We start from the raw sequence: 25,665 nt of genomic DNA, 5'->3' as shown, positions 1-25,665 counted from the left end.
AAAGAATGTATTATCGTAAAAATTGCAGGGCATATTCACAACGACCTGTATAATAAAAATTAGTTTATGCTTTTGGCGGTTGCCAGATTGAAGATTTATAATCAGAGAGAGCGTTTTTTACTATATAATCTGATTTATAATCAGGTATAGAGCCTAAAATTATTATTATTGGATTATAAAAACGGGCTTCCGGAAATCCGGAACAGGTATTACAATGTAGAAAAGGGGAACAACAACTATCATCGGAACAGTCGTCACAACTATTGCCTATGTCATTGCTCGTTTCAACGGTATCTGTATATATAGCTAAACATTTATCCTCAAAACAACATGGCATTACTGATAACAGTAATACATATATGGATAATATGAGGGACAAATATTTCATGCTGCAAAGATAGCGATTATGTTTTGCAACTTAGTTGCAAGTTTCGTACTATTTTTACAGATTATCTACTGTTTAATTTACGATTCTATTTCGGCTATTGCTTTTTCAATTTCAGCAAAGGCTTCGCTCATTACTTCCTCTACCAGTCCGCCGATTTGTGCTGCCATAGCAACCGAATTCATGCGCGAAATACGGGTTATACCATCAGAAGTCTGATATATAGATATGCGACATGGAAGTAATGATGAATAAAGACGTTCCATATCATGCTCCAATATTCTGCCGGAATATTTGGGGTTGCACAATTCTATGACTTTTATCGGTAGCACTTCTTTCCCATTTTTGCGAAGCGTTTCCTGCATATCATGAATATGCTGTATTTTCCAGTTTCCGAGAGACTGGATTTTTTCGGATAGTTTATCGAAGGTTTCGTCATAACTGTAACGGCTTACGTTTTCTAAAAACATTGCGCTCTCAGGTTGTTCTGTTGATTTCATGATTCTTTTTTTATATTACTCTATGTTATTATTTAAACAATTTTCTTGCCAAAAAGGTTGCATAATACGTTTATTATCCGCTTTATTTTTACTATTTACATTGCATGAAGATACAAGCACCTTACATAATTTTATAAAGATTTTGATAGTCAATTTTTAACAGCTAAATATGCTAAAAGTCTGATTTTCTTTAAAAATGGATGTACATCATCATTAATTTAAAATAAAAAAGATTGATGAAAATCGAAGATTTTTAAAAGATCTGCAAATTATTCGTTTATTTTCTTCAGAATAATTTGCAGATCGTTCTAAATTACACTTTTTCCTTCCATTCAATAACGGCAAAGTTCCCGTCTGAAATCTCCTTCACTTTATTAATCCATTGCACTTCACTTAATGCTTTAGCTTTAAGGAATGGACTATTGGTTGAAGTCAGCAAAAGACTGGAATTAACCACCCACCATTTATTCTTAATTCTGGCACGTTGTAAGTCCTGTTGCAGTCTTTGTGCTTCAAACACAGGTGTTGTTTCCGGCAGGGTTACGATAACCACTTCCGTTTCCTTTTCGCTTCGCAAGCGAGGTAATAGGTTTTGAACCGCAGGGGTGATATTTCCCTGTGTCCGTTCTACTTCCTTATGATAACTTTGGGTTGAATCCAGCAGCAGCAACGTGTGTCCGGTTGGTGCAGTATCTATCACAACCACTTCATTATCCGCTTTGGCAACTATTTCGGCAAAGGAATTGAAAACGGCAATTTCCTGTGTGCATGGGGAACGCAGGTCTTCTTCGATATAACTTAAATCAGCATCACCCATTGTTTCCCTTGCTTTGTCAAGCACATTTTTCTGATAGGCAGCAAGCACCGCTTTTTCATCTATATGGCTTACTGTGATGCCGTCTATTTTCGTTTCGATATAAGCCAAATGGTTTGCAGGGTCAGTTGTAGTCAGATGCACTTTCACTCCTTTTTTAGCCAAACCACGAGCAATATTCCCGGCAATGGTAGTTTTGCCTACACCGCCTTTACCCATCGTGAAAATCACCCGTTTACCTGTTTTGTAGAGGTCTTCAATAACGCTGTCAATCGTATTGAAACTACGTTTCTCAATATCCGGACTTTCGTTCTTTATGGCTACATCCGCATTCAACATATTACGGATATTATCAATGCCTGTCATGTTATAAGAACGAAGCGGAACAATATAGGTGTTCAGTTTTAGCAAGGCTGCCGAACGGTTATTCAGCGCATTTTGCTGGTGTTCATAAATCTGTTTGGAAATACTATCGTCTGCATCGTAGTTTTCTAATACGCCATTTATGATTAAATGCTGTGTTTCGATACCTATATCCGACAACTCATTGGATGAACGTTCGACCTCTTTCAACGGGCTGTCTTCCGGTCGGCTGACAAGGAAGAGCGTTGTTTTAGACTTATCGGTTAGATTTTTTACCGCATGTTTATATACATCTTTGCGGTCTTCCAAACCTGATAATTGTCCTAAGCACGAAGCTCCGGTCGTATTTTCGTCAATAAAAGTATCCCACGCAGAAGGAAGTTGCAACATACGGAGTGTATGACCTGTTGGGGCTGTATCAAAAATGATATAATCATAGTTTTTGCTCTTATCTTCGTCAGTGATAAAATCAGAAAATTCATTGAACGCTGCGACCTCTACTGTGCATGAACCGGATAGTTGTTCTTCCATATTAGCAATTACACTTTCAGGTAATTTACCCCGATATGGAGCGATAACCGATTCCCTGTATTCGGCAGCCGCTTGTTCGGGGTCAAGGTTTACAACAGTCAAGCGGGGTACATCTTTAATGGGAGTACCTTTATTGTCTAACGGCATATCAAATACATCCTGTAAATTGGATGCCGGGTCGGTACTCAACAACAATACTTTTTTTCCACTATCTGCAAGACTTACAGCTGTAGCACAGGCGATAGATGTTTTGCCTACACCGCCTTTACCCGTGAAAAATATATACTGGGTAAGTTTTTCGTTTGAAGGATTATACTTTTTCATGTGGGTTATTTTTTTATTGTTAGTTCATCTTCTGAAATATCGAGCCATTCTGCAATCTGCTTATTTGATGGATACGCCTTTTTTATAGCAATTTCACCATCAACTGTGATTAGAGGAAATACGTCTGCTCCTTCTGCCATAAGGCAATCATTGACAACCTTCGTGGTTACATATACCTGAGGATGGTCTCGCAAGTTAAAACGTTCAACTATAATTCCTTTTTGTTTCAATGTTTCAACCACAACTGCTATACGCATCAACTCAGGGTCGATATTCACTCCGCACAATCCGGTAGGACAGCATAATGCAGGGTCATAAATTTTAATTGTTTTCATTTTTAATATTTTATTTGTTATTAATTCTATTTATTCAATGTTCGTAATGTAGCGAACTATTTGGTTAAAAAAATAGACGCTATCTGATTCAAAACAGCATCTATTCAATGCGTACAATTCTATCAATTACAGTAATCCATTGTTGCTGCATCACCAAAGTAACTGATTGCAGCAGTAGGGCAAAGAGGTTCGCAACCATGACAACCAGTTACACATCCATCAGGATATACAACTACTGGTTTCTCATTTTCTATCGCATAAACTCCTTTCTTGCATTTTTCAAAGCAAGCGGAACATCCTGTACATTTTTCCGAATCAATAATCGGATACCATGTGCTGCTCATAATGTGATGTTTTATAGATTCAGGGATTTCTTTATTTCTTCTTCACTCGGAACATACCCTTTCAACTTTACTTCTCCATCAACAACAACCGCAGGTAAAGACATAATGTTATACTTCATAATTTCAAGTATATTTTCTTCCTTCTTCAAATCGGCAGCAATGTTATTATCTGCCAACACTTTCCGGACAGATTCATAGGTTGTTTTACATTTGGCACAACCTGTACCTAATACAATAATCTCCATATTATTTATCTTATATTGTTATTTCTAATTAAATGCTTGTAATTATGTAGTAAATACCCACTATTATAAAAACGGCAGCGACAATCCATTTAAACCATTTCTGGAAGACACTCATCTTATTGTAGAATTTGCCTACGTTGCTAACACTGTATGCCAACAGCCATGCAATGATAATTACAGGCAACCCGGTAGCTATGGCAAATACAGGGGGAAGTAATAACCCTGACGGGCTGGCAATAGTCATCGGGATTAATCCACCAAAGTACAATACACCGCTATAAGGGCAAAAAGCCAATGCAAACAGCAAACCGAGCAGGAAAGCGTCGAGGTAGGTTTTCTTTCCTTTCTTGTTTTCTATTTTTGAGGTTAGCTTATTCATTCCCGGAACCTTTATTTTAATAATGTCCAACATGAATATCCCGATAATGACTAATGCTATCCCAAGCCACATTCCCCCAACATTCTGCAAAAGTTTAGCTACCTGAAACTGACTTGCTCCAAAATAGAAAATCAAACCAAGTGCCGTATAGGTAAACATTCTGCCGAGTGTATAGAATACGCCATTAAACATTACTCTTCGCTTATCGCCTATATCTTTACTAAGATAAGCGGTAGCTGTAATGTTGGTTGCCAATGGGCAAGGACTGATTGCAGTCATTAAGCCCAAAAGAAACGCCGTTAGTAATGGAAAGTTAGAGCCATCCACAAGATTCTGTAAAAACTCCATCATAATCTTTTATTGACTTCGGTTTTGATCAGGTCAGTGAGGTTTTCGGGAGTATTCAAAGCGTTGGCAAATGCCTTGTCGGTAATATCTATGGAATTATCCCCTTTGGCAATAATAAGGGCATTCCATGTTACTTCATATTTTTCTACGAGTGAAGCATTTTGTTTTTCATCGGTTTTTACTTCAATGAATTTCACGTGTGGATTGTCTGCATAAAGTTCTTTTATTGTCTTCTCTGTTACATCGCCTACCGCAATACAGGTTTTACAGCGTTGTTTACCGTGGAAATAGTAAACGTTCACCACAGAAGCATCCGCTACTTGCTCTTTAGCTTGCGTTTCAGTGGCTTGTCCGTTGTTTTTTTGTGCATTACCACCACAGGCTACCAGCAATATGGCAAAAAGCCCGATTAAAATACTTTTTTTCATACAATGTGTTTTTATTAGTTTGTACTATGTTTATTTATAATATTTCTTCCGAAGCCAAAAAGCCAAGTTCACTAACAGGATTAATACCGGGACTTCGACCAATGGCCCGACTACTCCGGCAAAGGCTTGTCCGCTATGTAATCCGAATACGCCGATTGCCACTGCGATAGCCAGTTCAAAGTTGTTTCCGGTTGCAGTGAAAGCAATAGAAGCATTTTTATCATAAGAAGCCCCCATAAACTTACCTGCGAAGAAACTAAGCAGGAACATCACGACAAAGTAGATAAGCAACGGTATGGCTATCCGAACCACATCCATTGGTATTTGTACAATCAATTCACCTTTCAGGCTGAACATAAGAACGATTGTAAATAACAGTGCAATTAAGGTTATCGGGGATATTTTCGGGATAAACTTTTCCTTATACCATTGTTCTCCTTTCAATTTCACTAATATAAGTCGGCTCAATATTCCCATTAAGAAAGGAATACCTAAATATATAGCAACCGTTTCGGCAATCGTACCGATGGAAATATCAACGATAGCCCCTTCAAACCCGAAAAGGGGAGGAAGTTTCGTAATAAACAACCAAGCATAGAAACTGTAAAAGAATACCTGAAAGATACTGTTCAGGGCTACTAAACCTGCACCGTATTCCGTATTTCCTTCCGCAAGGTCATTCCACACAAGCACCATTGCTATACATCTCGCTAATCCGATAAGGATTACACCTACCATGTATTCAGGGTAATCGTGTAAGAAGATGATGGCAAGTACAAACATTAATATCGGCCCGATAATCCAATTCAGGATTAACGAAACTGATAATATTTTTACGTCCTTAAAAACCTTCGGTAATTGTTTATAATCGACTTTTGCCAATGGCGGATACATCATTAAGATTAAACCGATGGCTAAAGGGATGTTTGTAGTTCCACTGGATAATGAATCTATTGTAGTGCTGAAAGATGGGAAAAAGTAACCCAGCCCAACCCCGATAGCCATTGCCAGGAATATCCAAAGAGTGAGATTCTTATCTAAAAAACTCATTTTCTTCTTACTCATTGCCTTTTATTTTTTCTATGTATAATTTATAAAATGCTTCTTTTATTTCATCCCGTACCCGGATATATTCCGAATGGATAAATTCTGGTGACCCTTTTGCTTCTGACGGATCTTCAAATCCTATGTGCAAACGGTTTTTCACTTTACCGAAAAAAGTAGGACAGTTTTCATTTGCCCCACCACAAACCGTAATGACATAATCCCATTCTTCATTCAGATACTTATCTACACTATCGGAAGTATGGCTGGATATATCTACTCCGGCTTCTTTCATTACTTCTATGGCTTTGGGATTAACCTTTCCGCTTGCATTTGTCCCTGCAGAGAATACTTTTAATGCAGGGTCGAAAGATTGCAGGAAGCCATGTGCCATTTGGCTACGGCAACTATTGCCTGTACAAAGAATTAAAACTTTTTGTGCATTCATATCAAAACATTATTAACAGCATCCGGAACTACAATCGCAAGCACTTTCAGGTTTTACACCTGTTACTGTAATAGAGAATATCTTTGAATTATTCTCCTTGTATTCATGGAATGATTTTTCATCAAGATGCTCTTTTAGGATATCATCAGGGACAACGATAGGTTTTTCCCTTTGTATTTTCACCTGTAAAAAACCTGCACTGAAAATCTTAACCATATATTGTTCTTTAGGAATTGCTCCTGCAATGCATCCGGCGTATAATTCTGCTACTTGTTTGATGGATTCAGGTAATTCACCTTCTAAAACCACATCCGAGATGCAGAAATGCCCACCGGGTTTTAAAACCCTGAAAATTTCATGGAAGATTTTATCTTTGGTTGGTAATAGGTTTAATACGCAGTTACTTATTACAACGTCAACGGAATTACCACCAATAGGCATATCTTCTATTTCACCTTTGCGGAAAGTGACATTTGTAAAACCTCTCTTTTGTGCGTTATTTCTTGCCTTTTCTATCATAGCATCTGTAAAATCAATACCGATGATTTTCCCTGTTTCTCCGACTTCAGCGCGGGCTACAAAACAATCATTTCCTGCCCCGGAACCTAAATCCACAACAAAATCGCCTTTTTTTAATCCGGCAAAAGCTGTAGGAAGTCCACATCCCAGACCTAAATCAGCATCTGCTTCATAGCCGTCAAGCTGACTGTAATCCTCATTCATAATGTTATACACATTATCAGAGGAACAGCATCCAGAGCCACAACAAGACGACTGGTTATCATTTTGTAAAGCAAGTGCGCTGTATTTTTGCTTTACCATTTCTTTAATTTCTTTATTTTCCATATATAATAATAAGTTTATCAAAAATTCAATTCGCTTTAAAGCGAATTGTCTGTAGGTTCGCAAACATACGAACTTTAAAGATAAAAAATTATGTATTACAACAATTGTCTGATATTTCTACTTCAGTCAATAAAGCTTCAAATAATCTTTTCGCTAAAGACCAGTTTTTCTGATTAATGCAATACTTAACAGATGGCAATGTAATTTCACCTTGTATCAAACCGGCATCTTTTAATTCATTCAAATGTTGCGATAAAGTGCTTTTCGCTACTGGTAACACTTCAGACATATCTCCATGATAACAACATTCTTGACTTGCTAACAATTGCAGAATAGCAATCCGTACAGGATGCGAAAGGGCTTTGGCGAAACGTGCCATTTGCACCTGCTCAACCGTATATCTTTTCTTCACTTTTTCCATCTTCTTCATTTTATAGTTCGCAAATATACGAATAGTTTTTTAATTCGCAAATATACGAACAGTTTTTTCAGACAACAAACTGATTAGTATAATTTGAGTTGTATAGTTCATTATTCTTTATTACGGCAAACATGCGGGCTACGAGTTTGGCTCTGATAGCATTTAGTACTGACATTTTATTTTTGCCCTCAGCAACTTTTCTATCGTAATATACCCTTAATCCACTATTCTTATTTTGAATAGCAGATAAGGCTGCTAAATGGAGTAAAGATTTTATACTTTTATTTGCTCTATGGGAAACCCGATTTTTAGAATGCTGACTACTTCCTGATGAATAACTGAATGGAGCAACACCCGCATGGCAACAGAATTTACGACTATCTGTAAATCGTGTAAAGCCTTGTGTTTCCAGTATCATTTTTAAAGAAGTTTTTTTACCTATTCCTTCAATGCTCAATAATAATTTCATCTGATGAGATAATAAAGCATCCTTTGCTACAATATCCTCAATCTCCGCTTCAATATTAGCTATTGCTTTATCTAATTCTTTAATAAGCAGAGATAATCTCTTTGACTTCAATTTATAGACTCTATCAGGCATATATTCTTTTTGATCTGATAATTGAGCTTGGTATTTAGCTCTATCAACACATAGCATATTTAATTCTGTTGTTAATAGCTTTATTGATTCAACACTTATAGTTGGGTGGTTATATATTTTAAGTTTATCTATATAACGATAGGCATATAAAGCAATACGCTTTGCATCTACGGGATCATTTTTTCCTCGTTGCAACCCTGAACTGTATTTTATTTGAGTAGGATCTTCTAACCAAAGTTTATAGTTTCCGGCTTGACAAGAGATTGTTAAAGGATAAATATATAATCCTGTAAATTCAGCACATACTACTATTTGTTCTGCATCTATATTTTGTTCTGCACAAATTACAGATAAGTAGTCCTCGATACTCTTTTGATGATTTGAAATAACATCTTGTTTCACCACCACACCATTACTCAGGAGGCAACAATCCAAGTTCTTTTTACTCACATCAATTCCAATAAAATAATAGTTTCCCATAATAAAGTGATTTAATGATTTATAATTTGGAAAGGCATTTGAATATATCCTAAAAACCTTAAATATCTTTCAGATAAAATTCTTATATAGGTCTAATCCAAGACAAATAACAAGTTCGTTATAGTAACATAAGTTATTCCTATTTTCCATGCTGATTTACTTGTTATTTTCCTTTCTTCTTAATTCATAACGTAAATCATTAAATATTCTTGAAATTAAATGAATAAAATGAGTCCCAAATAGTAACATAGACTTTACATTTCTCTTTTTCCATACGGTTCACTCATTATAGTTTATAAAATAATTACAATGCAAACCTAAGGTTTTCCATGAGTAAAAGTAATCTAACGGAAGAAAAAGTAACAAAAAGCCTTTTAAACCTATTTGTTTTCATACATTTGAACAAATAGGTATTTTTGTCTTGAAATCTCAATAATATGCCTGTAAAAATAGAAAAATGGGTAGTTGCCCAAAAAAAACATAAATTGTCAGATAAGCACGTCCAGATGGCTCGTGAGTTGGGACTAAATCCCGATAAATTAGGTAAAATAGATAACCATAAACAGGAAACATGGAAAGTTCCGTTACCCCAGTTTATCGAAGATATATATATCAAACGGTTTAAACGGGAAGAACCTGTTACTGTTCGCTCTCTGAATGACATTATCGCAGATGACAAAGCAAAAAAAGAAAAGAAGAAAAAAGAGAAAGCTAAAAAGCGTGCTTTACGAGAACAAACCGATAGTAGCGAAAATAAATACATAGAATAATCTACAAATTCCACTATGGAAAGTAAATTGTAGATTAACAGATATTTAAAAAGTTAAATGAAATCATCTATGATATATATAAATTCTCTACTTTTGCATAAAAAGCGATAAGCATGAAGGTTGAACATATAACATATAAAGGCTCTACACTTGTTAGAGATACTGATGATATTACAGAGGAAACAATAAATTTACTCAAACCCTTTGAGGACATTAATAAGGAAAAGAGCAAATTGAAATTTCCTTTAACTAATTTGGAAGTCGTTACTACCATAGCCAGCAACGTTGCTATTTTTAACTTTGAAAAAAATAATATCCCTTTGTATATGAACTTTTGCTGTTTTGAAGCAAAAGACGCATCTATGGTATTGGAACTGGTTGATAATTTTATAGAGAAAAGAGGATTTGAGAAATTGACTACTACCCCCAAAGAAAGCTCTTTTATATATACAGTTCCTTGCTATCCTTCCGCTTCGCTTACAAGCGGAGAAGAAGAAATGATAATGGGCGAAGTGGAACTATACATATATTATTCCTTATATCTCAACGATTACCGAAAAAAAACAAATAACACACATTCTGCTGACACTACATCAAAAGAAAAAATAAAATACGAGGTGGGTAAGAGATTCCCTGATGAAAGATATTTGAATCAAATAGAAACAACTGCTGCTATTATTAATACAGCATTTTTTGATGTTTTTTGCAGTTTCCATGAACCAACGACAGAAGAAATAAGACTATTCCGAAAGGGGAAATTAGATGTTTACTTATATGAAAACTCTAACATTCCATTTCTGATTTTTGACATGGGTTTTTCTTTTGAAGTGAGTATTGATGTAACTAAAATTCCAGAGGAAAAACAAGACGATTGGTTAAATTCAGAAGCAAATATAATAACAATGTTTCTTGTGGATGCCGGAACCGGAATCATGCAGGGAATAAGAACAATAAGTATTCCCCCCAATTTTGCAGAAAAAATTAGGGATATATCGGAAAAGCAGTTACAGGAGGACATAAATGTAGAACAAGCAATAGATCAGATAACGGAACAACTTTCAACAGAGCAAATGATGAAGAAATCAACTCTAAAATATACCGTGAAATAAAAAACAAAAGAAGCATTAAAGTTAAATTTAATGCTTCTTTTGTTTTATCGAGGTCTGTCAAAATCATTTTCCATTTCCCACCTGATCCAATCCTCCAGAGAATCAAATTCGTGAGGCATCTTGTCCAATGAATGCCTGTCAATCTTCAGTTCCTTTTGTTTCTCTCTGTAATGTCTGTCTAATTCCTGCACCTTCCTTTGGTATTCCTTTTCCATTTGCCGACTATCAATTATCCACCAAGTTGTAAAGCCTACCACGAACAGGATAAATACAGAAACGAAAAGTATCTCCCCTTTTGAAATGTAGCCCATAGCCCGCAAATCCTCAAACACAAATTTCTTATACTCAATATAGTCTTTTACTTTAGTATAGATTGTCTTTATTTCCATAAACGGGGTTTATTATGGGTAACTGAAAACATATTAAAATAGGTTCTCTCCGGCTTTTCCTTAGATAACAAATGAACAAAGCCCGTGCGGGTTACAATCTCCACATAAACCTCTGTTTCGTCCAGATGTACTATGTCTTCAAATCGAATACAATCCCGTGTACTGACTAATTCTTTTTTCCCTTTCATTGCTTCATAGACATACTCATAGTCAGGAAAAATAAATAGTGATTCTTTAATCGAAATTCTGTGTAATACCAGTATAGGACGGATTTTATCACAAACAGTAAACTTATTTACAGGTGATTGCCTTTTAAGGTAAAGTTTAGAAATGGCTTTTTGTGCAAAATTCATGATCTCTCTGTAATATTATGTTAGTACCAAAAAACAGGCGCAAGAATTACTAAATATCGGCTTTGAGGTACCGCCAAGCACCCACTCACTCAATAGATAATAACCTCACGCCCTTGCCGGTATATGCGAGTAACATATATACAGACTGACGGAAGCTAACATCCATTACCATGTGAGTGAGTTCTAAAATATTTGGCGGTTTTCAAAACCTCACTATAATGCTGCTATTTCCTATGTAAGAACCATCCGATGACTGGCATCGTTATAAATGATCCTGTGTGCAAAAATACACAAAAACAATGGAATATTACTGATTTTGAAAACATAAATCAATAGCACGCCACTGTAAACTATCCTATTTGCTTGTTGATTTCTCGCTTGAATGTAAACGGACGAGCGATAAAAGGATAGCTACTGATAGCACCGCCAGTCGTTACTGTAATAGTTCCAAAATTAAATATACGTCCCAACACGTTCTGGCTTACATGCAATCCTTCGCATTTAGCCAGGACAAGTTCGACCGTTCTGCGGCTTATTACACCCGTTTTCAAAATTACTCGTTTATTAGTAACGGCATAAATCGAACCAACCTTTATCAAAACACGCTGTACAAGGGAAACCAACCCCAAGAACAGCAATGTTACACCTAAATAGCGTGTCATCCGGGCATCATCAAGATAACACATATAGCCAATACCCAACAATATAGCGGGTTGGAGAAAAAGAAATATATGTATTTTTGCCCTGTATTTTATTTCTTCTCCGGGCTGTAAATATGTAGATAAAAAGTTCATATTTTTGTTTTTTAGATTTTCCGCCCTTTCCCTTTTCGGTCTGGCTTTTTATTGATTTGGATAGAGTTTTTTTGTTTTTCTGCGGTAGTTTGTTCCACAGATTTGACATTTAGGTTTTTGCTCTTTGCATCATACCTTAATTCTCCAATTTTCACAAAACCATTAGATGTTTGTATATCCTTAACTCTAATAGATTCTCCATTATATAGCTGCTTATGCTGATCGTATGATAAGGGCTTATTTATTATATTTTCCACTCTTTTGTGGAATGTATAAATGTTATCGCCCTTGCTAATCTCTTCTGGAATATTGATGTTATATCCCTCAATAGCTTTTTTAGTAAATAAAATCATATCAGCAGTCCTCATATTAGAAGGAACCCAACCTAATGAACTGGGATCACTCTTAACGGCTGTTTCAGCAACTTCGGGTGTCCAAGCCTTTTGCGGTATAACGTGAAAACTTCTACCGCTCTTTTGTAAAGCATCTTTTGCTATTTCCGGTGTGATTAAATCATGACTAACAATATGTAACAACAAATCCACTTTTTCGGGATTAGTATGAGCTTTAAATACTTCCAGCAACATTTGAGATGATGTAACAGAATTAACAACAGAGAAATCGTTTTTATCTTTCCCGAAAGTATTGTCCAAAGCAATCCGACACAATTCATCGGTTCGGTCTTCATAAGGAATACCTATTAAGTTTTTCGGATTATCTTTTACCATTTTTCGATATTGTTCTTCCCCTTTCATTTCATCCAAAATATACGGAATGGCATAAGGACTGCTTTTTATAGCTAACTCACATAATTCTTTTGTTTTTTGGCTTTCTGGAATATGTGCCAAGTATGATCCGTCACGTTTTACAGCAGCTTCGCATAATTGTTTATCCTTAAATTGGATGGGGATATTGTAAAACAACTCTGGTTGTTTCTCAAAAATTTTATATGCCAAATCCTGTTTTATATAATCAGGCTTCATATTCTCCAAAAATTCTTTCGTAGTGGAGTAATCTTTGCATTGTTCATTGAAAACCTTTAGATGAATATCCTCAAACGGTATAAATGACAATATACGGGGATGACTGGCTGTATTTACCGCTTCCAGACAAACTTCATGTGTTAGTTTATCCGCAGGGAAATACTGTATTGCAAAAGCGTCTTTCTTTAAAGCCTGATTACATAGTTCCGTAGTTTTCATTTCATCGGGAACATATCTCAGGCTATGAAAGGTCGAATTAATTGCAGCCTCGCATAATTCCATCGTTTTATCTTTGTCAGGAATATTATATAGCCGCATACCATCACCTTTAACAGCCTCCATTCTTAACTCATAAGAATGAAGATGTTCCGGAATAAAGCCTAATACTCCCGGTTCATCCTTAACACCATACATGGCCATCTCCGCAGTCATAATTTGCGGATTGATGAAGCCGTATATATCCATCATATTAACCATAGAATTTTCATATAGCTTTATCCCATGCATACAAACGTCTGGATAAGGGATGAAAGCTAACACTTCGATACCCTCTCCCGTAATATCATAAGCGGAATGAAGGGCTCTTCGGCACATTTGTTCTGTTTTCATTTCTTCAGGAACAAACTGTAATGCCCAGCCGCTATTCTCCACAGCAACATTACATAGATCGGATGTTTTCATATTATCAGGTATGTACTCCAATGTTAAACCATCACCTTGAAGTGCCTTTTTCATAAGTTTTTCATTCAGAATATTTTCAGGCACATACCTTATATTATCGGGATCAACTTCAATGGCAGCCAGAGAAACACTTTCAGTTCGTCTATCTCCGGGTAGTGTCATAAATCTGTCTTTATCCTTACTGACAAATTCAGCATCTTGTTTTTCTTGTGGATTCATTTTTATTTATTTTTCGTTGTTATAATTTCAAAAAGGCAATAACACCATTTTTGGGGATTCAGATAGCGCTTACCTTTTCTTACTTCGTAATGCAGATGGCTACCTGTCGATACTCCTGTATTGCCTACACAGGCAATCTGTTGGGTTATACTTACCGAATCCCCTGCATTTACCATCGTCTTACTCAAATGGGCATAAAATGAATGGAAACCGCCTGCGTGTTCAATCTCAATGTAGTTCCCATATCCCGAACAAAAACCCTTGCGAACTACTATCCCGTTACCAGTGGCATAGACTGGGGTACCTTTGATTTTAGGAATATCAATCCCGGTATGAAATTTTTGTATTTTATAAACAGGATGATAACGCCTACCAAAGCCCGATGAAATATATAGCGGTTTTTTTATTGGAAAAATCACAGGATAGTCGGATAACTCATCAATAGACATTTGCAAAGAATCCGCTATCTGTTGGAACTCATTTATAGAATAGGCAGATTTCGTACAGTCTTCTATTTCCGATTTTCTGTTTAGAGAATCAAACGGCTGCCCCCATAAAGGCAAATGCAGCAAAACGGTGACGAATATTAGTAGGTATTTCATAATCAATCTGTAAAAACAGTAAGTACCCGAAATAATCCGGGTACTTTACTTATTCAACTTCCTCACCCCACAGATCTACGTCTGTCGGTGCATTATTCAACGAATGGGCTATCCATAGCCAGCAGAGGACGTTTAACACGATATAGCTGCATATAATCATGGACTGATACTTTTAGTAAATCATCATCTTCTTCATCATCCCCCTTGTCATTCTGCCAACTAAATGTTTTTTGCACGACCTGACCGAATGAATCTTCGATATATACGTCGATAACCTGCTGATCCGTACTGTGTGATGTATAATAGAGCCGGAATGTCGTTTTATTCAACGGATATAGGTCATTCGGTAGAAATACCGTTCCGTCATCCATCCGCAGTTCTCCTTTTCCATCACTTTGAAAATACCTGATAAAGAACCGGGCGTTATCATAGTCACCTTCCTTTACCAGTTGGCATCGAATCTCCGCACTCTCGCCCTGAACGATTTTTTTCTGGACGGGCATAGTAACAAGATCAAATGAATAAGCCTGCTGAATATCCAAATCGTCACTACAGGCACAGACTATTGCCGATAGCAATAGCGTGTATAAAAAATATGCTAAAAACTTTTTCATGTTTTTTTATTTTAAAATATTTATTGTTTTGTCATTTTATCAAAGACAGCATCAATACCTCTAACCTCTTCCTTGAAATCAGCAATAATATTATACTTGTCTATTTCCAGTTCTATTCTATCTTCTCCAATATTAAGGAGCATACGAGTTTTATCACTGTCATTAAAAACGTAGTTTACTTCCTTCGCTATTTTTTCAAAATCGTCTTTTGAAATAAACCATTTTAATGTGAAACCAACCCCCGCTGACAAAGCAGACATATTATACATATTCACAGGGACAGTATCATCCTGCGATAAATGTTCATTATTCCAGAATCTTAAAAATTCTAAGAGGTTATCTGATGTTGTTGCTATCATTTCTTCTCAAAGTTTAGTTTATTATAAATTTTAATCCTAATCCGTACTGGAAATGAAAATGCCCTGTTGATGTTCCCCACAATATCCGTTCACGGGCAGTCAGGAGCAATACAACACGGTCTGATAAATAGGTTTCCATTTCCAACGTAATAGCACCCCCATAAATGAACCGGTCTTTATTCCGGAGTGTGGAACCGTCAAAAAGTGTTTTTTCTCCCCAGTTGCTTGTTTCATATCCGGCAAGAGCAGATCCGCCCAAAGAAAAAAGGACTACTTTATTATGGTCGGAAAGAAATTTCAGGTAATAACCACCCTCTCCAGTGAACTGGCTGACAGGTATTCTGTCATCTTTATAAGGGTAATATTTATTCAGGAACTCGGCACCGAATACCCACTTATTTGCATGTTTGGTATAGGTGGCCATCGACAACCCGAAATAATAGCCCAGTTCATTCTTTTTGTCTGACAAATGGAATCCATCTACCATTCCACCAGTTACCTGTATGCCTTGCATACCGGGCAAACAACGCTGTGCGTGTGCTTGGTCTGCAAAGACCAGGCACAGCACAAACGTTAGTATAAGTAATAGCCGTTTCATGGTTATTTAACTTTCAATTCGTTGATAACTTTCGCCCTTATCAGGTCGGCATTTTCGACAACAAAACTTTGATGCCGTCCGCCCTCTTTTTCGTTCAGTTCGATGATAAGGTGCTTATCATCCGGTATCGTAAACTTCGGCAAAGTGAAAATCACACGTTCTGTCCGTTTTCCACCTATCAATGTCAGGTTATTATGCGCCCGGAGTGGTACAATTACCTGTTCCTGAATGGCTGTACGTTTCGCCAGTTTTTTATCTACAATCTTGAAAGTGATAAAATCTACATCAAACGGCACATTGGATGAGTTTTTGAGTTGCATGTGGAAATAAAGCAATCCGTTATGCGTGTAAATTCCTTTGAGTGTGTACTGAATACCGAAACGTTTGGAACCGATGTGCTTTATTTCCCTGTCATCATTTTTATAGATAGATTTCATTATCAGTTTAACCAGTAACGGCGATTCGCTACCCAATTCCCTCATGTAAATCTCCATAGCGTTATTTGGTCTGTTCACGGCTTCTCCATCATGGATAAAGTCGGTCATTTCGACACTCAATTTCACCGGTTCATCGGCATATTTAACATTAAAGGTATAGTATGCGCCATCGTCGGTAATGACCGCCAAATTGCTTTCACGAGAGAAGTCCCGGAGAGCAGCTTTTACACGCAATACGTTTTCCGCTCCAGCAGCTTTGGCTGCCAACAGGTCGGCAGAACCCAAATCGACATATCTTATAGCAGACGGGAAAATGATATGCACTGTCTTTGAGAATGTAACCTCCAGTGCGTACGGTGGTATCATCCGGTTAAAGGTTAGCGGTCTGGTCAGACCGTCAAAATAATCTCCGGTAGAGGGAGAAATATTTGCTGTTTGCTGTTTTTCTACGCTCTGTTTTTCAACATCCTGAGCGTTCGCTGTGAATACGCACCCGATAATAGCGAGTGCAAAAAGAATTTGTTTCATACGAAAAATTGTTTTAATTGTTAATTACTAAATACTATTGGATTTTTTTAGTGGTAGGCTTACGCCCTGTTTTATACCTTTGGAAGAAGTAATACCTGATGATTAGCTTTCAATGTTACTTCCACTTTACGCATTTTTTTACTGACGTATTGCGACAATCCCTGAATGGCGCTTCGCCCCAAATCGGCGGCAAGCTGTGAACCTGCGTCGTCTGTTATGGTAATGCTACTGCCCATCGACGTACCCATGTTGGCTGCAATTTCTTTAGCTGCGTTCATTTCATCCGAACCCGGAGCCGAAAATCCCCGCAATCCGTCTAAATCGTAAACATCCATTTCAACAGGTATCACATTATCTGCATACTGTATAGAAATGATTGTTACCTGAAGCCGCTCCCCGCTAATCTTCGCACTTCCTGTCAGAATAGTATTAGCAGGAATCAGAATATTTCCGGCTCTCATAGGCTCCAGTAAACGCAGTTGCATTTCTTTCCCATCGGAAAGTTTTATAGTCTGGCACACACAAGCCTTGATACCGTTTTTCTCCCTTACGCCTTCCTGTCCGGCAGCCGTGATAAATCCCATGTTACGGGGCTTGCTGTATTGCTCCAGAAACTCGTCATTATCCATTGGAGCTGCCAAAAGCGAAACAACACTGTGATGTACCTGTGACACAGGCTTCGGGGTTACTTTCTCACGCAGGTTGATTGTGTTATCCCCATTTTGTTGCTGCTGTCCGTCAGGCGTTACCTGTCCCTGTGCATTGGGCGTGTATTTGGCTGCAATCTGATAAGATTTTTCTATCAGTTCCAGTTGTTTATCCTCCGCACTTTTCGCAGCTTCGGCTTCTTCCAGTTTACGCTCCAATTCCTGCATACGCCGATCCAAAGCAAGCTGCTGTTCATCGGCTCCGCTTGCGGGTTGTTCATACCAACTGTTTAACTGGCGGTTTACATCCTGATAAGCATGGGCTGAAGATTGGATAGGAGAAGCCGCACTACGGGAGTTATCGGGAGAATCGGGAGTAACAGGAGCCGTGCGCACCTGTTTTTCGTAATCTTCCTGCGTTTTGCGGTCTTCATCTTCACCGAGCGAAAATGCAAAGTCTTGTAAACTACGCCTTTTATTTTCTTCTTTGTTACGCATGGCTTCCTGTTCGTAAGCTGTCCGCTTATCCCCTACAATACCTTCGTCTTTAGGGATGGGTAGTTCAGGGTTAAACCCGTCGGGTTGCTTTTCATCCTTTCCGCCGGAGGGCGCAAAGATGAGCCACATAGCCCCGATGAACAGCAAGACAAACAAGGGATAGACAAGCATCTTTTTCCGCTTCTGAATCTCCTGCGGCGTAAGCTCTTTTTTAGGCTTACTCTCTTTCTTTTTTTCAGTAACTTCCGGTTTCGGTTCGTTACCTTCGTTTTCCTTACTCATAATCAAATCTGTTTATTTGGTTGATACTATCTGCTTTCTGCTGATACTCCAGTTCCAGTTGCTTGATATGGTCTATCTGCATTTCCTGACCGCTTTTCTTTCCCATATTATATATGGAAGAAACCGTCATGTAGATGGAACCTGCGCCAAACACGAAAAGCATTACAAGGATTATAATAATCCGTCCGTCGGGCGTTATCTGCCCTAACAATGACCGCAGACCGTCTTCCATCCAGTCCCTTACGGCTGTAAGTTTTTTCTTTATCATGGCTTATCGGTCTATTGTTCTTAAATCCCTGTTTTCTATTATCTCAAAGCGTTCCATAGTGAACCCATGAGGATTATTGTCGCTTCTGACAGAGTTTATCAGGTCGCAGCGTGTAACAAGGCTTCGCTCCGTTACATTACTTGCCCTGATAATCATTTGCCGGGCGTAGGTCATTACCTTATAGGGATAAACATCGAGATTACATGCCACAGAATCAATCTGAATAATCTGATTGATATTACCCGACACAATGCGGTTGTAGTAACCTTTTTCCGACATATCCTGATAATAGCGGAAAGCACTTTTGTCCACCAGAAAGAGTGCCCTGTTGATGTTTGATTCAATGGCGCTTTTATCCGGTGATAAGGTAAAGAACAGTTCGTGAAATCGCTTGATATGCTCCCTTGCTTCAACAGGACGGTTTTGAGATAAGTCCTGTGAAAGAGCCAACATAAGCGATTTTCCTTCATCCAATACATAGATTTTCTGCCGTTGTGCTTCCGCAAAGCTGAATGAGTTCCAGACTGCATATCCGGTAATTCCTGCACACAGCACCACAAACACAATGGCGATAATCCTTATTTGCTTGAAACTTGTTTCAATATTTTTTAAACTTTTGAACTCCATGTTTTTAATTACATTTATTGGTTATTTACCAAGCAAACGACCGCCAACGTTTCCGGCTACTGATCCCGCAACGCCTCCGGCAATTCCACCTGCTTTACTTGCTGTTTTGTTTACTGCGCTTCCGTATGCACCCGCTCCACCTGATTGAATAATCCATCCGGCTACGGTCGGGATAGTGAAGTATCCGATAATTCCGATAATCAAGAATACGATATACACACCATTCGAGCCGTCGGGAATATAGTTCGGATCTTGCAACAAGGCTATATCCTGTTCAAGCATCAAAGTCTGTATGCGTGCCAGTACGGAAGAAAAAATGTCAGAAATAGGAAGCCACAGATATACGCTTATATAGCGTGTAAGCCACTGGGTGAGCGTTGCCTGAAACCCGTCATAAATGGAAAAGGCAAACGCAATAGGCCCCAGTATGGCTAACACGACAAGGAAAAATGTGCGTATCGTATCAATGACCAATGCGGAAGCATTGAACAGCAGTTCAAAGAAATCCCTGATTACCTGCCGGAACCATGCCTTGATATCATACCAAAGGCGTTCTCCCCACATACTGATAATTTCAGGCGTATCGGTAATACCGAGGTCTTTCATTTTTTGATCGTACACTTTATCATCGACAAGCCACGCTTTACCCTCACGGACACGGGCTTCGTACTCCAGATTATCTTTCTGTTGCTGATAGGCTTTCATATCCATTGTCTGCGATTCCAAAATGCTATGAGTACCTGTAACAATGGGACTCATAACCGCATTGATAGTTCCCAAAACCAGTGTAGGGAAAAACATTATACAAAGCCCTATCGCAAAAGGACGGAGAAGCGGAAACACATCAATAGGCTCCGCACGGCTTAACGCCTGCCATACCCTGTATGCTACATAAAAGAGTGCGCCCAATCCTGCCAACCCCTTTGCAACCCCAATCATGTTGCTGCAAAGAGGTATCATGTCTTGGTACAGATTCGCAAGAATCTGATGTAAGTTGTCAAAATTCATAACTGACTACATTTGTTTGATTACCAATATCTTTCGGCAGGACTACCGTAAAGAGATAATACCCTGTCCGTATCGCCTTTTTCTTTGGCACGGATATACGAAACCGATATACTCTTTTGGGTATAATACTTAGTCAGGTTACGATAGTCCAACATCTTAGTATAAATGTCATCTATCGCATCCATCCGTTCTTTATCGGACAGGGAAAGCCCGTTGCTTCCGGTAACTACGTTTTTCAAATCCGTTACCAACGCTCCCCCTTCCTCCAGTAGTTTGGCATAGCCTGTTGAGATTGCCGCCAGTTCATTCGGGGTAAAATTGGGATCACCCACCATTTTATTAAATCCGTTCACGTAGATGTCCGTAATTTCGCTGACCATTGAAATCGTCTTTTGTACCTTACGGGCATCTTTAATCAGATTGTGGACAGACTTCAAAGCGTCGTAGTATTCCTTTCCCTGATTGTAGATTTTGATACTTTCTTGCAGGTTTTTTATCATATTACCTGCCGTGGATGTACCTTGTATCGCACTTGTGATATTTTGCACAAGATTGGTCGGATCGGTTACAACCCACTGCGCTTTCGCCTGAAATGAGAACATAGAAAGTGCCACTATCAGGCACATAAATATTCGTTTCATACTTTTTATTTTTTAATGATTATTGATTTTGTGTACCTTAATCGTACACCCTTTTGTATTCGCCTTCGGTAGTAAGCAGAAGCATATCCCGCTCATCATCGTAGGCAATGCGAATCATACCGTAGAAATAGAAAAAGGTAATCCCCCAGCTCTGGCACAAAGGGACGGTAAACGCCGTGTTTTGTTTGTAAATAAACTTCAACCGGAACCGACTACCGTCATGGAATATTTTAAGTCCGGGGGAACCGCAAAGGCTTTCCCATGTCCCGCATATCTCTCTCATCGGGAAATGGGTATGAAGTTGCGGTGCCGCAAACGGCTTACTGTTTTTTCTTTTCATGGCATCTATCCTCCGTACTCCTGTCGCTTGCTTTCAGCAATCTGCTTAATCGCCAGTTCCATATTTCCATCCAGTTTTTCAGCCAGTTGCATCACTTCCATTTTCTCCGATTCTTCGGTTGTATAGGTGTAATATTCTTCCAGACTTACTTCTGTGGCATATACGGCACTTTGTACACCTCCTAACCCAAACCAGACTTCCTTGTATTTACGACTGGGTACATTGGACATATTGATAGAGAGTACCTGCGATTTTTCCTTTTCGGTCAATCCCAACAACGCCTGAATACTGTCAAATTTGTTCATGTATTTTCTTTGGTCGAGCAAAATTTTACAGTCGCTATTGTTGATAATACTCTCTTTCACAATAGGAGAAGCGATAATATCATCGACCTCCTGTGTAACGACAATCGCCTCTCCGAAGAATTTCCTCACAGTCTTAAAAAGATACTTAATGTACTCTGCCATACCCTCTTTAGCGATTGCCTTCCATGCTTCTTCAATCAATATCATCTTACGGATGCCCTGCAAACGGCGCATTTTGTTGATGAACACTTCCATGATTATGATCGTTACGACGGGAAATAGGATTTTATGGTCTTTTATCGCATCTATCTCAAAGACAATGAAGCGTTTAGATAATAAATCCAGTTGCTTATCCGAGTTCAACAGGAAGTCGTATTCACCCCCGCGATAGTACGGCTCCAGTACATTCAGGAAATTCGCTATATCGAAGTCCTTTTCACGTACTTTCTTTTCTTCCAGTACCTTTTTGTAGTCATCACGGACAAACTCATAGAATGTGTTGAAAGACGGTATCAGTTTTTTATCGGTTTTCAACTTTTCTATATACTGGCTGACTGCATTGGAGAGGGCAACTTCTTCCGCCCGTGAAGGCGGCTCATTATCCCTTTTCCACAGGGTAAGGATCAGCGTTTTTATACTCTCACGCTTTTCAATATCGAAAACATTATCATCCGTGTAAAAAGGATTGAAAGCAATCGGATTTTGTTCCGTGTAAGTAAAATATACTCCATCCTGACCACCTGTGCGCTTGTTGATTAGGTTGCATAATCCCTGATAAGAGTTTCCTGTGTCCACCAAAACGATATGCGTACCCTGTTCGTAGTATTGGCGCACCATGTGATTTGTAAAGAAAGATTTGCCACTTCCCGACGGCCCAAGAATGAATTTATTCCTATTTGTAATAATTCCTTTTTTCATGGGCAAGTCGGAAATATCCACATGGAGTGGCTTACCTGAAACCCTGTCCGCCATTTTGATACCGAACGGACTGGGTGAACTCCGGTAGTTTGTTTCTTCCGTGAAAAAGCACAAGGCAGGTTCGATAAATGTATAGAACGCTTCTTCCGCAGGAAAATCCCCACTATTACCCGGCATTCCTGCCCAGTACAAAGTAGCGGCATCCACAGTATTGTGTCTGGGCTTACATTCCATAAGAGCCAACTGGCTACCTACGTCATTGCGGATATGTTTTAGTTCTTCCACATCATCACTCCACGCTATCACGTTGAAATGCGCCCTGATGGAAGTCAGCCCGAAGCTATGCGCTTCGTTTAGATACTGGTCGATCCACTCCTTATTTATTTGATTTCCACGACTGTACTTTGAAAGCGACTGCATATTCCTTGCACTCTTTTCAAACTTCCGAAGATTCTCCGCACTATCCTCAATAAATAAATACTGGTTGTAGATATGGTCGCATGAGAGAAGTAATCCTACCGGAGAAGCGAACGACAAACGGCAATCACTTCTATCGGTCGATAGTTTTTCATACCGCATATCCGTTCCAATACGTCCGGGCAGATCTTCTGCATCCGAAAGCGTATGCAGGCAAATATGTTTACTACCTACCCGAAGTCCGTCGGCACCCAGTTCCATATCCTGCAAGCAGGTGGTATCATCGAGCGACAAGGCGAAATACTTTTCAATAAGCCCTGCCTTTTCATCCGTTCCTGTAATCTCATCCGAACTGATACGGGTAAGCGTAATAAATCCGCTATCATTCATTATCCGTTCAAATTGCCCGACAGCTTCCAGAAACTTCACACTCGTATCCTTATTGACTTCTTTAGGAATAATGTTCCCACGACAAAGCGATGAGAAGTTGCTTTGCATTCTCATTCGCTCTTTCGTTGTTTTAGTCAGGAACAGGAAACATGAGTGATTCAGGAAAGGACGTTCGTTGAAGTGCTTTTCAAAACTGCGGGATAAGAAACTCATATCATCCTTATCAGTCTGTGGTTTGTAGGTTTCACGCACAAACCAATCTTGTTTATGCACCACACTGTATTCAGGAAGGACTTTTACTGCTTTCGTCCAGGACGAGTGTATCGCTTCATATTCCGTATTGGTTACTGTAAACAATTCCGGCAGCTCCACATAATAAGCGACCGTAATATCCGCATCCTTTGAAATGATGCAGTCATGTTCGACAGCCAGTAACGGGAACTTGTTTTCAATGGTAGATGCCTTCATTATATTACGCATATCCTACCTCCTTTCTTTTCCGTTTGAACAGGCGGTGCGGAGTTTTCCTGTTTATCAAATAGCGGGGATGCTGTTTTACAGCCATGACTTTCATTAAGCCATGTTCCCCGTATTTTGTATTCAGGTTAAAGGTCATCCATACCAATACCGATGCAGCGATTACACCGAAGCCGATACACACCCACTGATCCACGCCTGCCATATACATAATGACAAAGACAATGAATACGGCAAGCAAGCCTGCGGCAAATATGAAAAGGTATTGTGATTTTAAACCTTTGAACTCCACGCTTTTGCCTATCCCTTTGTTAATATTAAACTCCATAACTCTTATCTGTATGAAGCTGATTAAAGGAAGAAGGAGCGCAGGATGGTAGCGGCAACTATAAGAAATATACAGGCACCGAACCACGACGCGGCCGTTTTCGATGTATCGGGATCGCCGGAACTGAATTTTCCGTACACCTTTACACCCCCAATCAAACCGACGACCGCACCTATGGCGTATATCAATTTTGTCCCCGGATCGAAATAGCTCGTTACCATGTTCGTGGCCTCGGTAATGCCGCCAATTCCGTTACCTTGTGCGAATGCACTTGAAACAGCAGCCAGAATAAAAGCTGCCGACATTAGAAATTTTTTCTTTGTCATAATGAGAAATTGTTTAAAAAATGGTATCGGGGTGGATAGTCCCGATACCGGGTTGATAAATCTTGTTACTATTGAATTTTTTAGTGGTTGATAGCGCGAAAGCTATCCGTAATCTCTTTCTTTCATCTTTCTTTGTTTTACATTATTATTAATACTTTTCGCACTATGCGAAATCTCTGATATTAAAATTGTCGGGAGCCTTTTTGCCGTTTCCGGCAGTTCCGGCTTCCTTGTCTTTCCGCTCATAAAAAGCCGAAAGGCTTTCAGCCATAAGGTCGGTAACGATTCGCTTTGCATCGGGCTTACCAGAAACCACCTGTTCAAACATATCAGTCTGCCGTATCTCCAGTAAAGTATCGCCCGCTTTTCGTTTTTGCTCCGGCGTTGCTTCATTCGTCCGGTTTACAGTGCGGACTGCATTACCCAGATCATCGAACTGAATACCTGAAGCGAGTACGGCTTGTGCCGTTCCTTCCACTTCTTCCGTTTCTTCTTCGTCTTCCGGCGCATCTTCGTTTTCGTCCGTCATTTCATATTCGAGCGGATAATCTATATCCATAGGCTCGTTTTCTTCATCCGGTGGAGTGTCGGAAAACGCTTCTTCCAATTCCTCCGGCGGCACTTCCGCTGATGGCTTTACCTCGTTAGGCGAAGCAAATATATCGGGATTTTCAGCCTGATTTTCAGATTTTAGCGAGGTGGCAGTGAGTGGCTCCGATTTGGCAGCGAGTGGCGTCGATGCGCTTAAATCAAATGTGCTTTTCCCGACAATATTTTCCTTCAAACGACCTGCTTCATGAATGGAGCTACCCTGACCGATAATGTTCTTTTTTCGTCTTTTTCCTGCTCTTGCCCACAAGAAATAAATTCCGACAAAAAGGGCATACAGGATAACTACGGTTATAAATATCTTTTCCATCC

General features: G+C 39.0%; 32 protein-coding genes and 1 pseudogene. 2 read left to right on the top strand and 31 right to left on the bottom strand.

The window, feature by feature from the left end:
• Positions 1 to 465 precede the first annotated feature (465 nt).
• The 12 genes from M1P97_RS07000 to M1P97_RS06945 all read right to left on the bottom strand — a co-directional run bounded on the left by M1P97_RS07000 (position 466) and on the right by M1P97_RS06945 (position 8,836).
• Positions 466 to 885, bottom strand: a complete 420-nt coding sequence (locus tag M1P97_RS07000; RefSeq protein ID WP_229058434.1) for a DUF302 domain-containing protein — start codon at positions 883 to 885, stop codon at positions 466 to 468.
• 313 nt (positions 886 to 1,198) lie between these two features.
• Positions 1,199 to 2,917 (bottom strand): arsenical pump-driving ATPase, encoded by a 1,719-nt coding sequence (gene arsA, locus M1P97_RS06995; protein WP_129733297.1) that lies wholly within the window; start codon positions 2,915 to 2,917, stop codon positions 1,199 to 1,201.
• A gap of 5 nt (positions 2,918 to 2,922) precedes the next feature.
• Entirely contained in the window at positions 2,923 to 3,252 is a 330-nt protein-coding gene (arsD, locus tag M1P97_RS06990) for an arsenite efflux transporter metallochaperone ArsD (RefSeq protein ID WP_129733298.1), read from the bottom strand.
• A gap of 122 nt (positions 3,253 to 3,374) precedes the next feature.
• Complete coding sequence (locus tag M1P97_RS06985; protein WP_129733299.1) at positions 3,375 to 3,596, bottom strand: ATP-binding protein; 222 nt, start codon at positions 3,594 to 3,596, stop codon at positions 3,375 to 3,377.
• A gap of 11 nt (positions 3,597 to 3,607) precedes the next feature.
• Complete coding sequence (locus M1P97_RS06980; protein ID WP_129733300.1) at positions 3,608 to 3,841, bottom strand: thioredoxin family protein; 234 nt, start codon at positions 3,839 to 3,841, stop codon at positions 3,608 to 3,610.
• 28 nt (positions 3,842 to 3,869) lie between these two features.
• Positions 3,870 to 4,568, bottom strand: a complete 699-nt coding sequence (locus M1P97_RS06975; RefSeq protein WP_129733956.1) for an aromatic aminobenezylarsenical efflux permease ArsG family transporter — start codon at positions 4,566 to 4,568, stop codon at positions 3,870 to 3,872.
• On the bottom strand, positions 4,568 to 4,996 hold the full coding sequence (locus M1P97_RS06970) for a nitrophenyl compound nitroreductase subunit ArsF family protein (protein ID WP_129733301.1): 429 nt from the start codon (positions 4,994 to 4,996) through the stop codon (positions 4,568 to 4,570). Before M1P97_RS06970 ends, M1P97_RS06975 begins: the two co-directional genes overlap by 1 nt.
• 30 nt (positions 4,997 to 5,026) lie before the next feature.
• Entirely contained in the window at positions 5,027 to 6,061 is a 1,035-nt protein-coding gene (gene arsB, locus M1P97_RS06965) for an ACR3 family arsenite efflux transporter (RefSeq protein WP_129733302.1), read from the bottom strand.
• Complete coding sequence (locus M1P97_RS06960) at positions 6,054 to 6,488, bottom strand: arsenate reductase ArsC (protein WP_129733303.1); 435 nt, start codon at positions 6,486 to 6,488, stop codon at positions 6,054 to 6,056. Before M1P97_RS06960 ends, arsB begins: the two co-directional genes overlap by 8 nt.
• A 12-nt stretch (positions 6,489 to 6,500) precedes the next feature.
• Positions 6,501 to 7,334: an arsenite methyltransferase gene (arsM, locus tag M1P97_RS06955; protein WP_129733304.1), complete on the bottom strand. Its 834-nt coding sequence runs from the start codon at positions 7,332 to 7,334 to the stop codon at positions 6,501 to 6,503.
• An 88-nt stretch (positions 7,335 to 7,422) separates the two neighbouring features.
• Positions 7,423 to 7,755 carry an ArsR/SmtB family transcription factor gene (locus tag M1P97_RS06950; RefSeq protein ID WP_129733305.1) on the bottom strand — a complete coding sequence of 111 codons (333 nt, stop codon included), beginning with the start codon at positions 7,753 to 7,755 and terminating at the stop codon, positions 7,423 to 7,425.
• Positions 7,756 to 7,822: 67 nt separating this feature from the next.
• Positions 7,823 to 8,836 (bottom strand): IS110 family RNA-guided transposase, encoded by a 1,014-nt coding sequence (locus M1P97_RS06945; protein WP_129733306.1) that lies wholly within the window; start codon positions 8,834 to 8,836, stop codon positions 7,823 to 7,825.
• A gap of 437 nt (positions 8,837 to 9,273) precedes the next feature.
• Between M1P97_RS06945 and M1P97_RS06940 the strand changes: the two genes are divergently transcribed.
• Positions 9,274 to 9,606 (top strand): hypothetical protein, encoded by a 333-nt coding sequence (locus M1P97_RS06940; protein WP_129733307.1) that lies wholly within the window; start codon positions 9,274 to 9,276, stop codon positions 9,604 to 9,606.
• A 113-nt stretch (positions 9,607 to 9,719) separates the two neighbouring features.
• Positions 9,720 to 10,715, top strand: coding sequence for a hypothetical protein (locus M1P97_RS06935; RefSeq protein WP_129733308.1), 996 nt, complete (start codon positions 9,720 to 9,722; stop codon positions 10,713 to 10,715).
• Between the two features lie 44 nt (positions 10,716 to 10,759).
• On the opposite strand, the gene M1P97_RS06930 is transcribed toward M1P97_RS06935, so the two are convergent.
• The 19 genes and pseudogenes from M1P97_RS06930 to M1P97_RS06840 form a co-directional block, all read right to left on the bottom strand.
• Positions 10,760 to 11,104, bottom strand: a complete 345-nt coding sequence (locus tag M1P97_RS06930; RefSeq protein WP_129733309.1) for a hypothetical protein — start codon at positions 11,102 to 11,104, stop codon at positions 10,760 to 10,762.
• Complete coding sequence (locus tag M1P97_RS06925) at positions 11,095 to 11,457, bottom strand: hypothetical protein (RefSeq protein ID WP_129733310.1); 363 nt, start codon at positions 11,455 to 11,457, stop codon at positions 11,095 to 11,097. Before M1P97_RS06925 ends, M1P97_RS06930 begins: the two co-directional genes overlap by 10 nt.
• Positions 11,458 to 11,807: 350 nt before the next feature.
• Positions 11,808 to 12,251 (bottom strand): PH domain-containing protein, encoded by a 444-nt coding sequence (locus tag M1P97_RS06920; protein ID WP_129733311.1) that lies wholly within the window; start codon positions 12,249 to 12,251, stop codon positions 11,808 to 11,810.
• Between the two features lie 11 nt (positions 12,252 to 12,262).
• Positions 12,263 to 14,134: a DUF4116 domain-containing protein gene (locus M1P97_RS06915; protein WP_129733312.1), complete on the bottom strand. Its 1,872-nt coding sequence runs from the start codon at positions 14,132 to 14,134 to the stop codon at positions 12,263 to 12,265.
• Positions 14,135 to 14,136: 2 nt separating this feature from the next.
• Positions 14,137 to 14,736: a M23 family metallopeptidase gene (locus M1P97_RS06910; protein ID WP_165359883.1), complete on the bottom strand. Its 600-nt coding sequence runs from the start codon at positions 14,734 to 14,736 to the stop codon at positions 14,137 to 14,139.
• Between the two features lie 185 nt (positions 14,737 to 14,921).
• Positions 14,922 to 15,350, bottom strand: a pseudogene (locus M1P97_RS06905) (DUF3872 domain-containing protein); the annotation flags it as partial.
• A gap of 20 nt (positions 15,351 to 15,370) precedes the next feature.
• Positions 15,371 to 15,709, bottom strand: coding sequence for a hypothetical protein (locus M1P97_RS06900; protein WP_129733314.1), 339 nt, complete (start codon positions 15,707 to 15,709; stop codon positions 15,371 to 15,373).
• A 13-nt stretch (positions 15,710 to 15,722) separates the two neighbouring features.
• Positions 15,723 to 16,307 carry a conjugal transfer protein TraO gene (locus M1P97_RS06895; RefSeq protein ID WP_129733315.1) on the bottom strand — a complete coding sequence of 195 codons (585 nt, stop codon included), beginning with the start codon at positions 16,305 to 16,307 and terminating at the stop codon, positions 15,723 to 15,725.
• A 2-nt stretch (positions 16,308 to 16,309) separates the two neighbouring features.
• On the bottom strand, positions 16,310 to 17,272 hold the full coding sequence (gene traN, locus M1P97_RS06890; RefSeq protein ID WP_129733316.1) for a conjugative transposon protein TraN: 963 nt from the start codon (positions 17,270 to 17,272) through the stop codon (positions 16,310 to 16,312).
• A 71-nt stretch (positions 17,273 to 17,343) separates the two neighbouring features.
• The gene (gene traM / locus M1P97_RS06885; protein ID WP_129733317.1) at positions 17,344 to 18,699 is read right to left on the bottom strand and encodes a conjugative transposon protein TraM; all 1,356 of its coding nucleotides are present in this window, start codon (positions 18,697 to 18,699) and stop codon (positions 17,344 to 17,346) included.
• Positions 18,692 to 18,967: a TraL conjugative transposon family protein gene (locus tag M1P97_RS06880; protein ID WP_129733318.1), complete on the bottom strand. Its 276-nt coding sequence runs from the start codon at positions 18,965 to 18,967 to the stop codon at positions 18,692 to 18,694. The genes traM and M1P97_RS06880 overlap by 8 nt, the downstream gene beginning before the upstream one ends.
• A 3-nt stretch (positions 18,968 to 18,970) precedes the next feature.
• Positions 18,971 to 19,594, bottom strand: coding sequence for a conjugative transposon protein TraK (traK, locus tag M1P97_RS06875; RefSeq protein WP_129733319.1), 624 nt, complete (start codon positions 19,592 to 19,594; stop codon positions 18,971 to 18,973).
• Between the two features lie 21 nt (positions 19,595 to 19,615).
• On the bottom strand, positions 19,616 to 20,602 hold the full coding sequence (gene traJ / locus M1P97_RS06870; protein WP_129733320.1) for a conjugative transposon protein TraJ: 987 nt from the start codon (positions 20,600 to 20,602) through the stop codon (positions 19,616 to 19,618).
• A gap of 20 nt (positions 20,603 to 20,622) precedes the next feature.
• Positions 20,623 to 21,243 (bottom strand): DUF4141 domain-containing protein, encoded by a 621-nt coding sequence (locus tag M1P97_RS06865; RefSeq protein ID WP_129733321.1) that lies wholly within the window; start codon positions 21,241 to 21,243, stop codon positions 20,623 to 20,625.
• A 37-nt stretch (positions 21,244 to 21,280) separates the two neighbouring features.
• Positions 21,281 to 21,583 (bottom strand): DUF3876 domain-containing protein, encoded by a 303-nt coding sequence (locus M1P97_RS06860; protein ID WP_129733322.1) that lies wholly within the window; start codon positions 21,581 to 21,583, stop codon positions 21,281 to 21,283.
• 5 nt (positions 21,584 to 21,588) lie between these two features.
• Positions 21,589 to 24,093, bottom strand: coding sequence for a TraG family conjugative transposon ATPase (locus M1P97_RS06855; protein WP_163218418.1), 2,505 nt, complete (start codon positions 24,091 to 24,093; stop codon positions 21,589 to 21,591).
• Entirely contained in the window at positions 24,086 to 24,418 is a 333-nt protein-coding gene (locus tag M1P97_RS06850; RefSeq protein ID WP_129733324.1) for a DUF4133 domain-containing protein, read from the bottom strand. The genes M1P97_RS06855 and M1P97_RS06850 overlap by 8 nt, the downstream gene beginning before the upstream one ends.
• Before the next feature lie 23 nt (positions 24,419 to 24,441).
• The gene (locus M1P97_RS06845; RefSeq protein WP_018075063.1) at positions 24,442 to 24,744 is read right to left on the bottom strand and encodes a DUF4134 domain-containing protein; all 303 of its coding nucleotides are present in this window, start codon (positions 24,742 to 24,744) and stop codon (positions 24,442 to 24,444) included.
• 163 nt (positions 24,745 to 24,907) lie between these two features.
• Positions 24,908 to 25,663, bottom strand: a complete 756-nt coding sequence (locus tag M1P97_RS06840; protein WP_129733325.1) for a hypothetical protein — start codon at positions 25,661 to 25,663, stop codon at positions 24,908 to 24,910.
• Positions 25,664 to 25,665 lie beyond the last annotated feature (2 nt).

It is taken from the genome of Parabacteroides leei, from assembly GCF_023369805.1.
Taxonomy (GTDB): domain Bacteria; phylum Bacteroidota; class Bacteroidia; order Bacteroidales; family Tannerellaceae; genus Parabacteroides; species Parabacteroides leei.
Note: the sequence above shows the minus strand (reverse complement) of the source record. Positions and strands in the feature narration are given on the sequence as shown.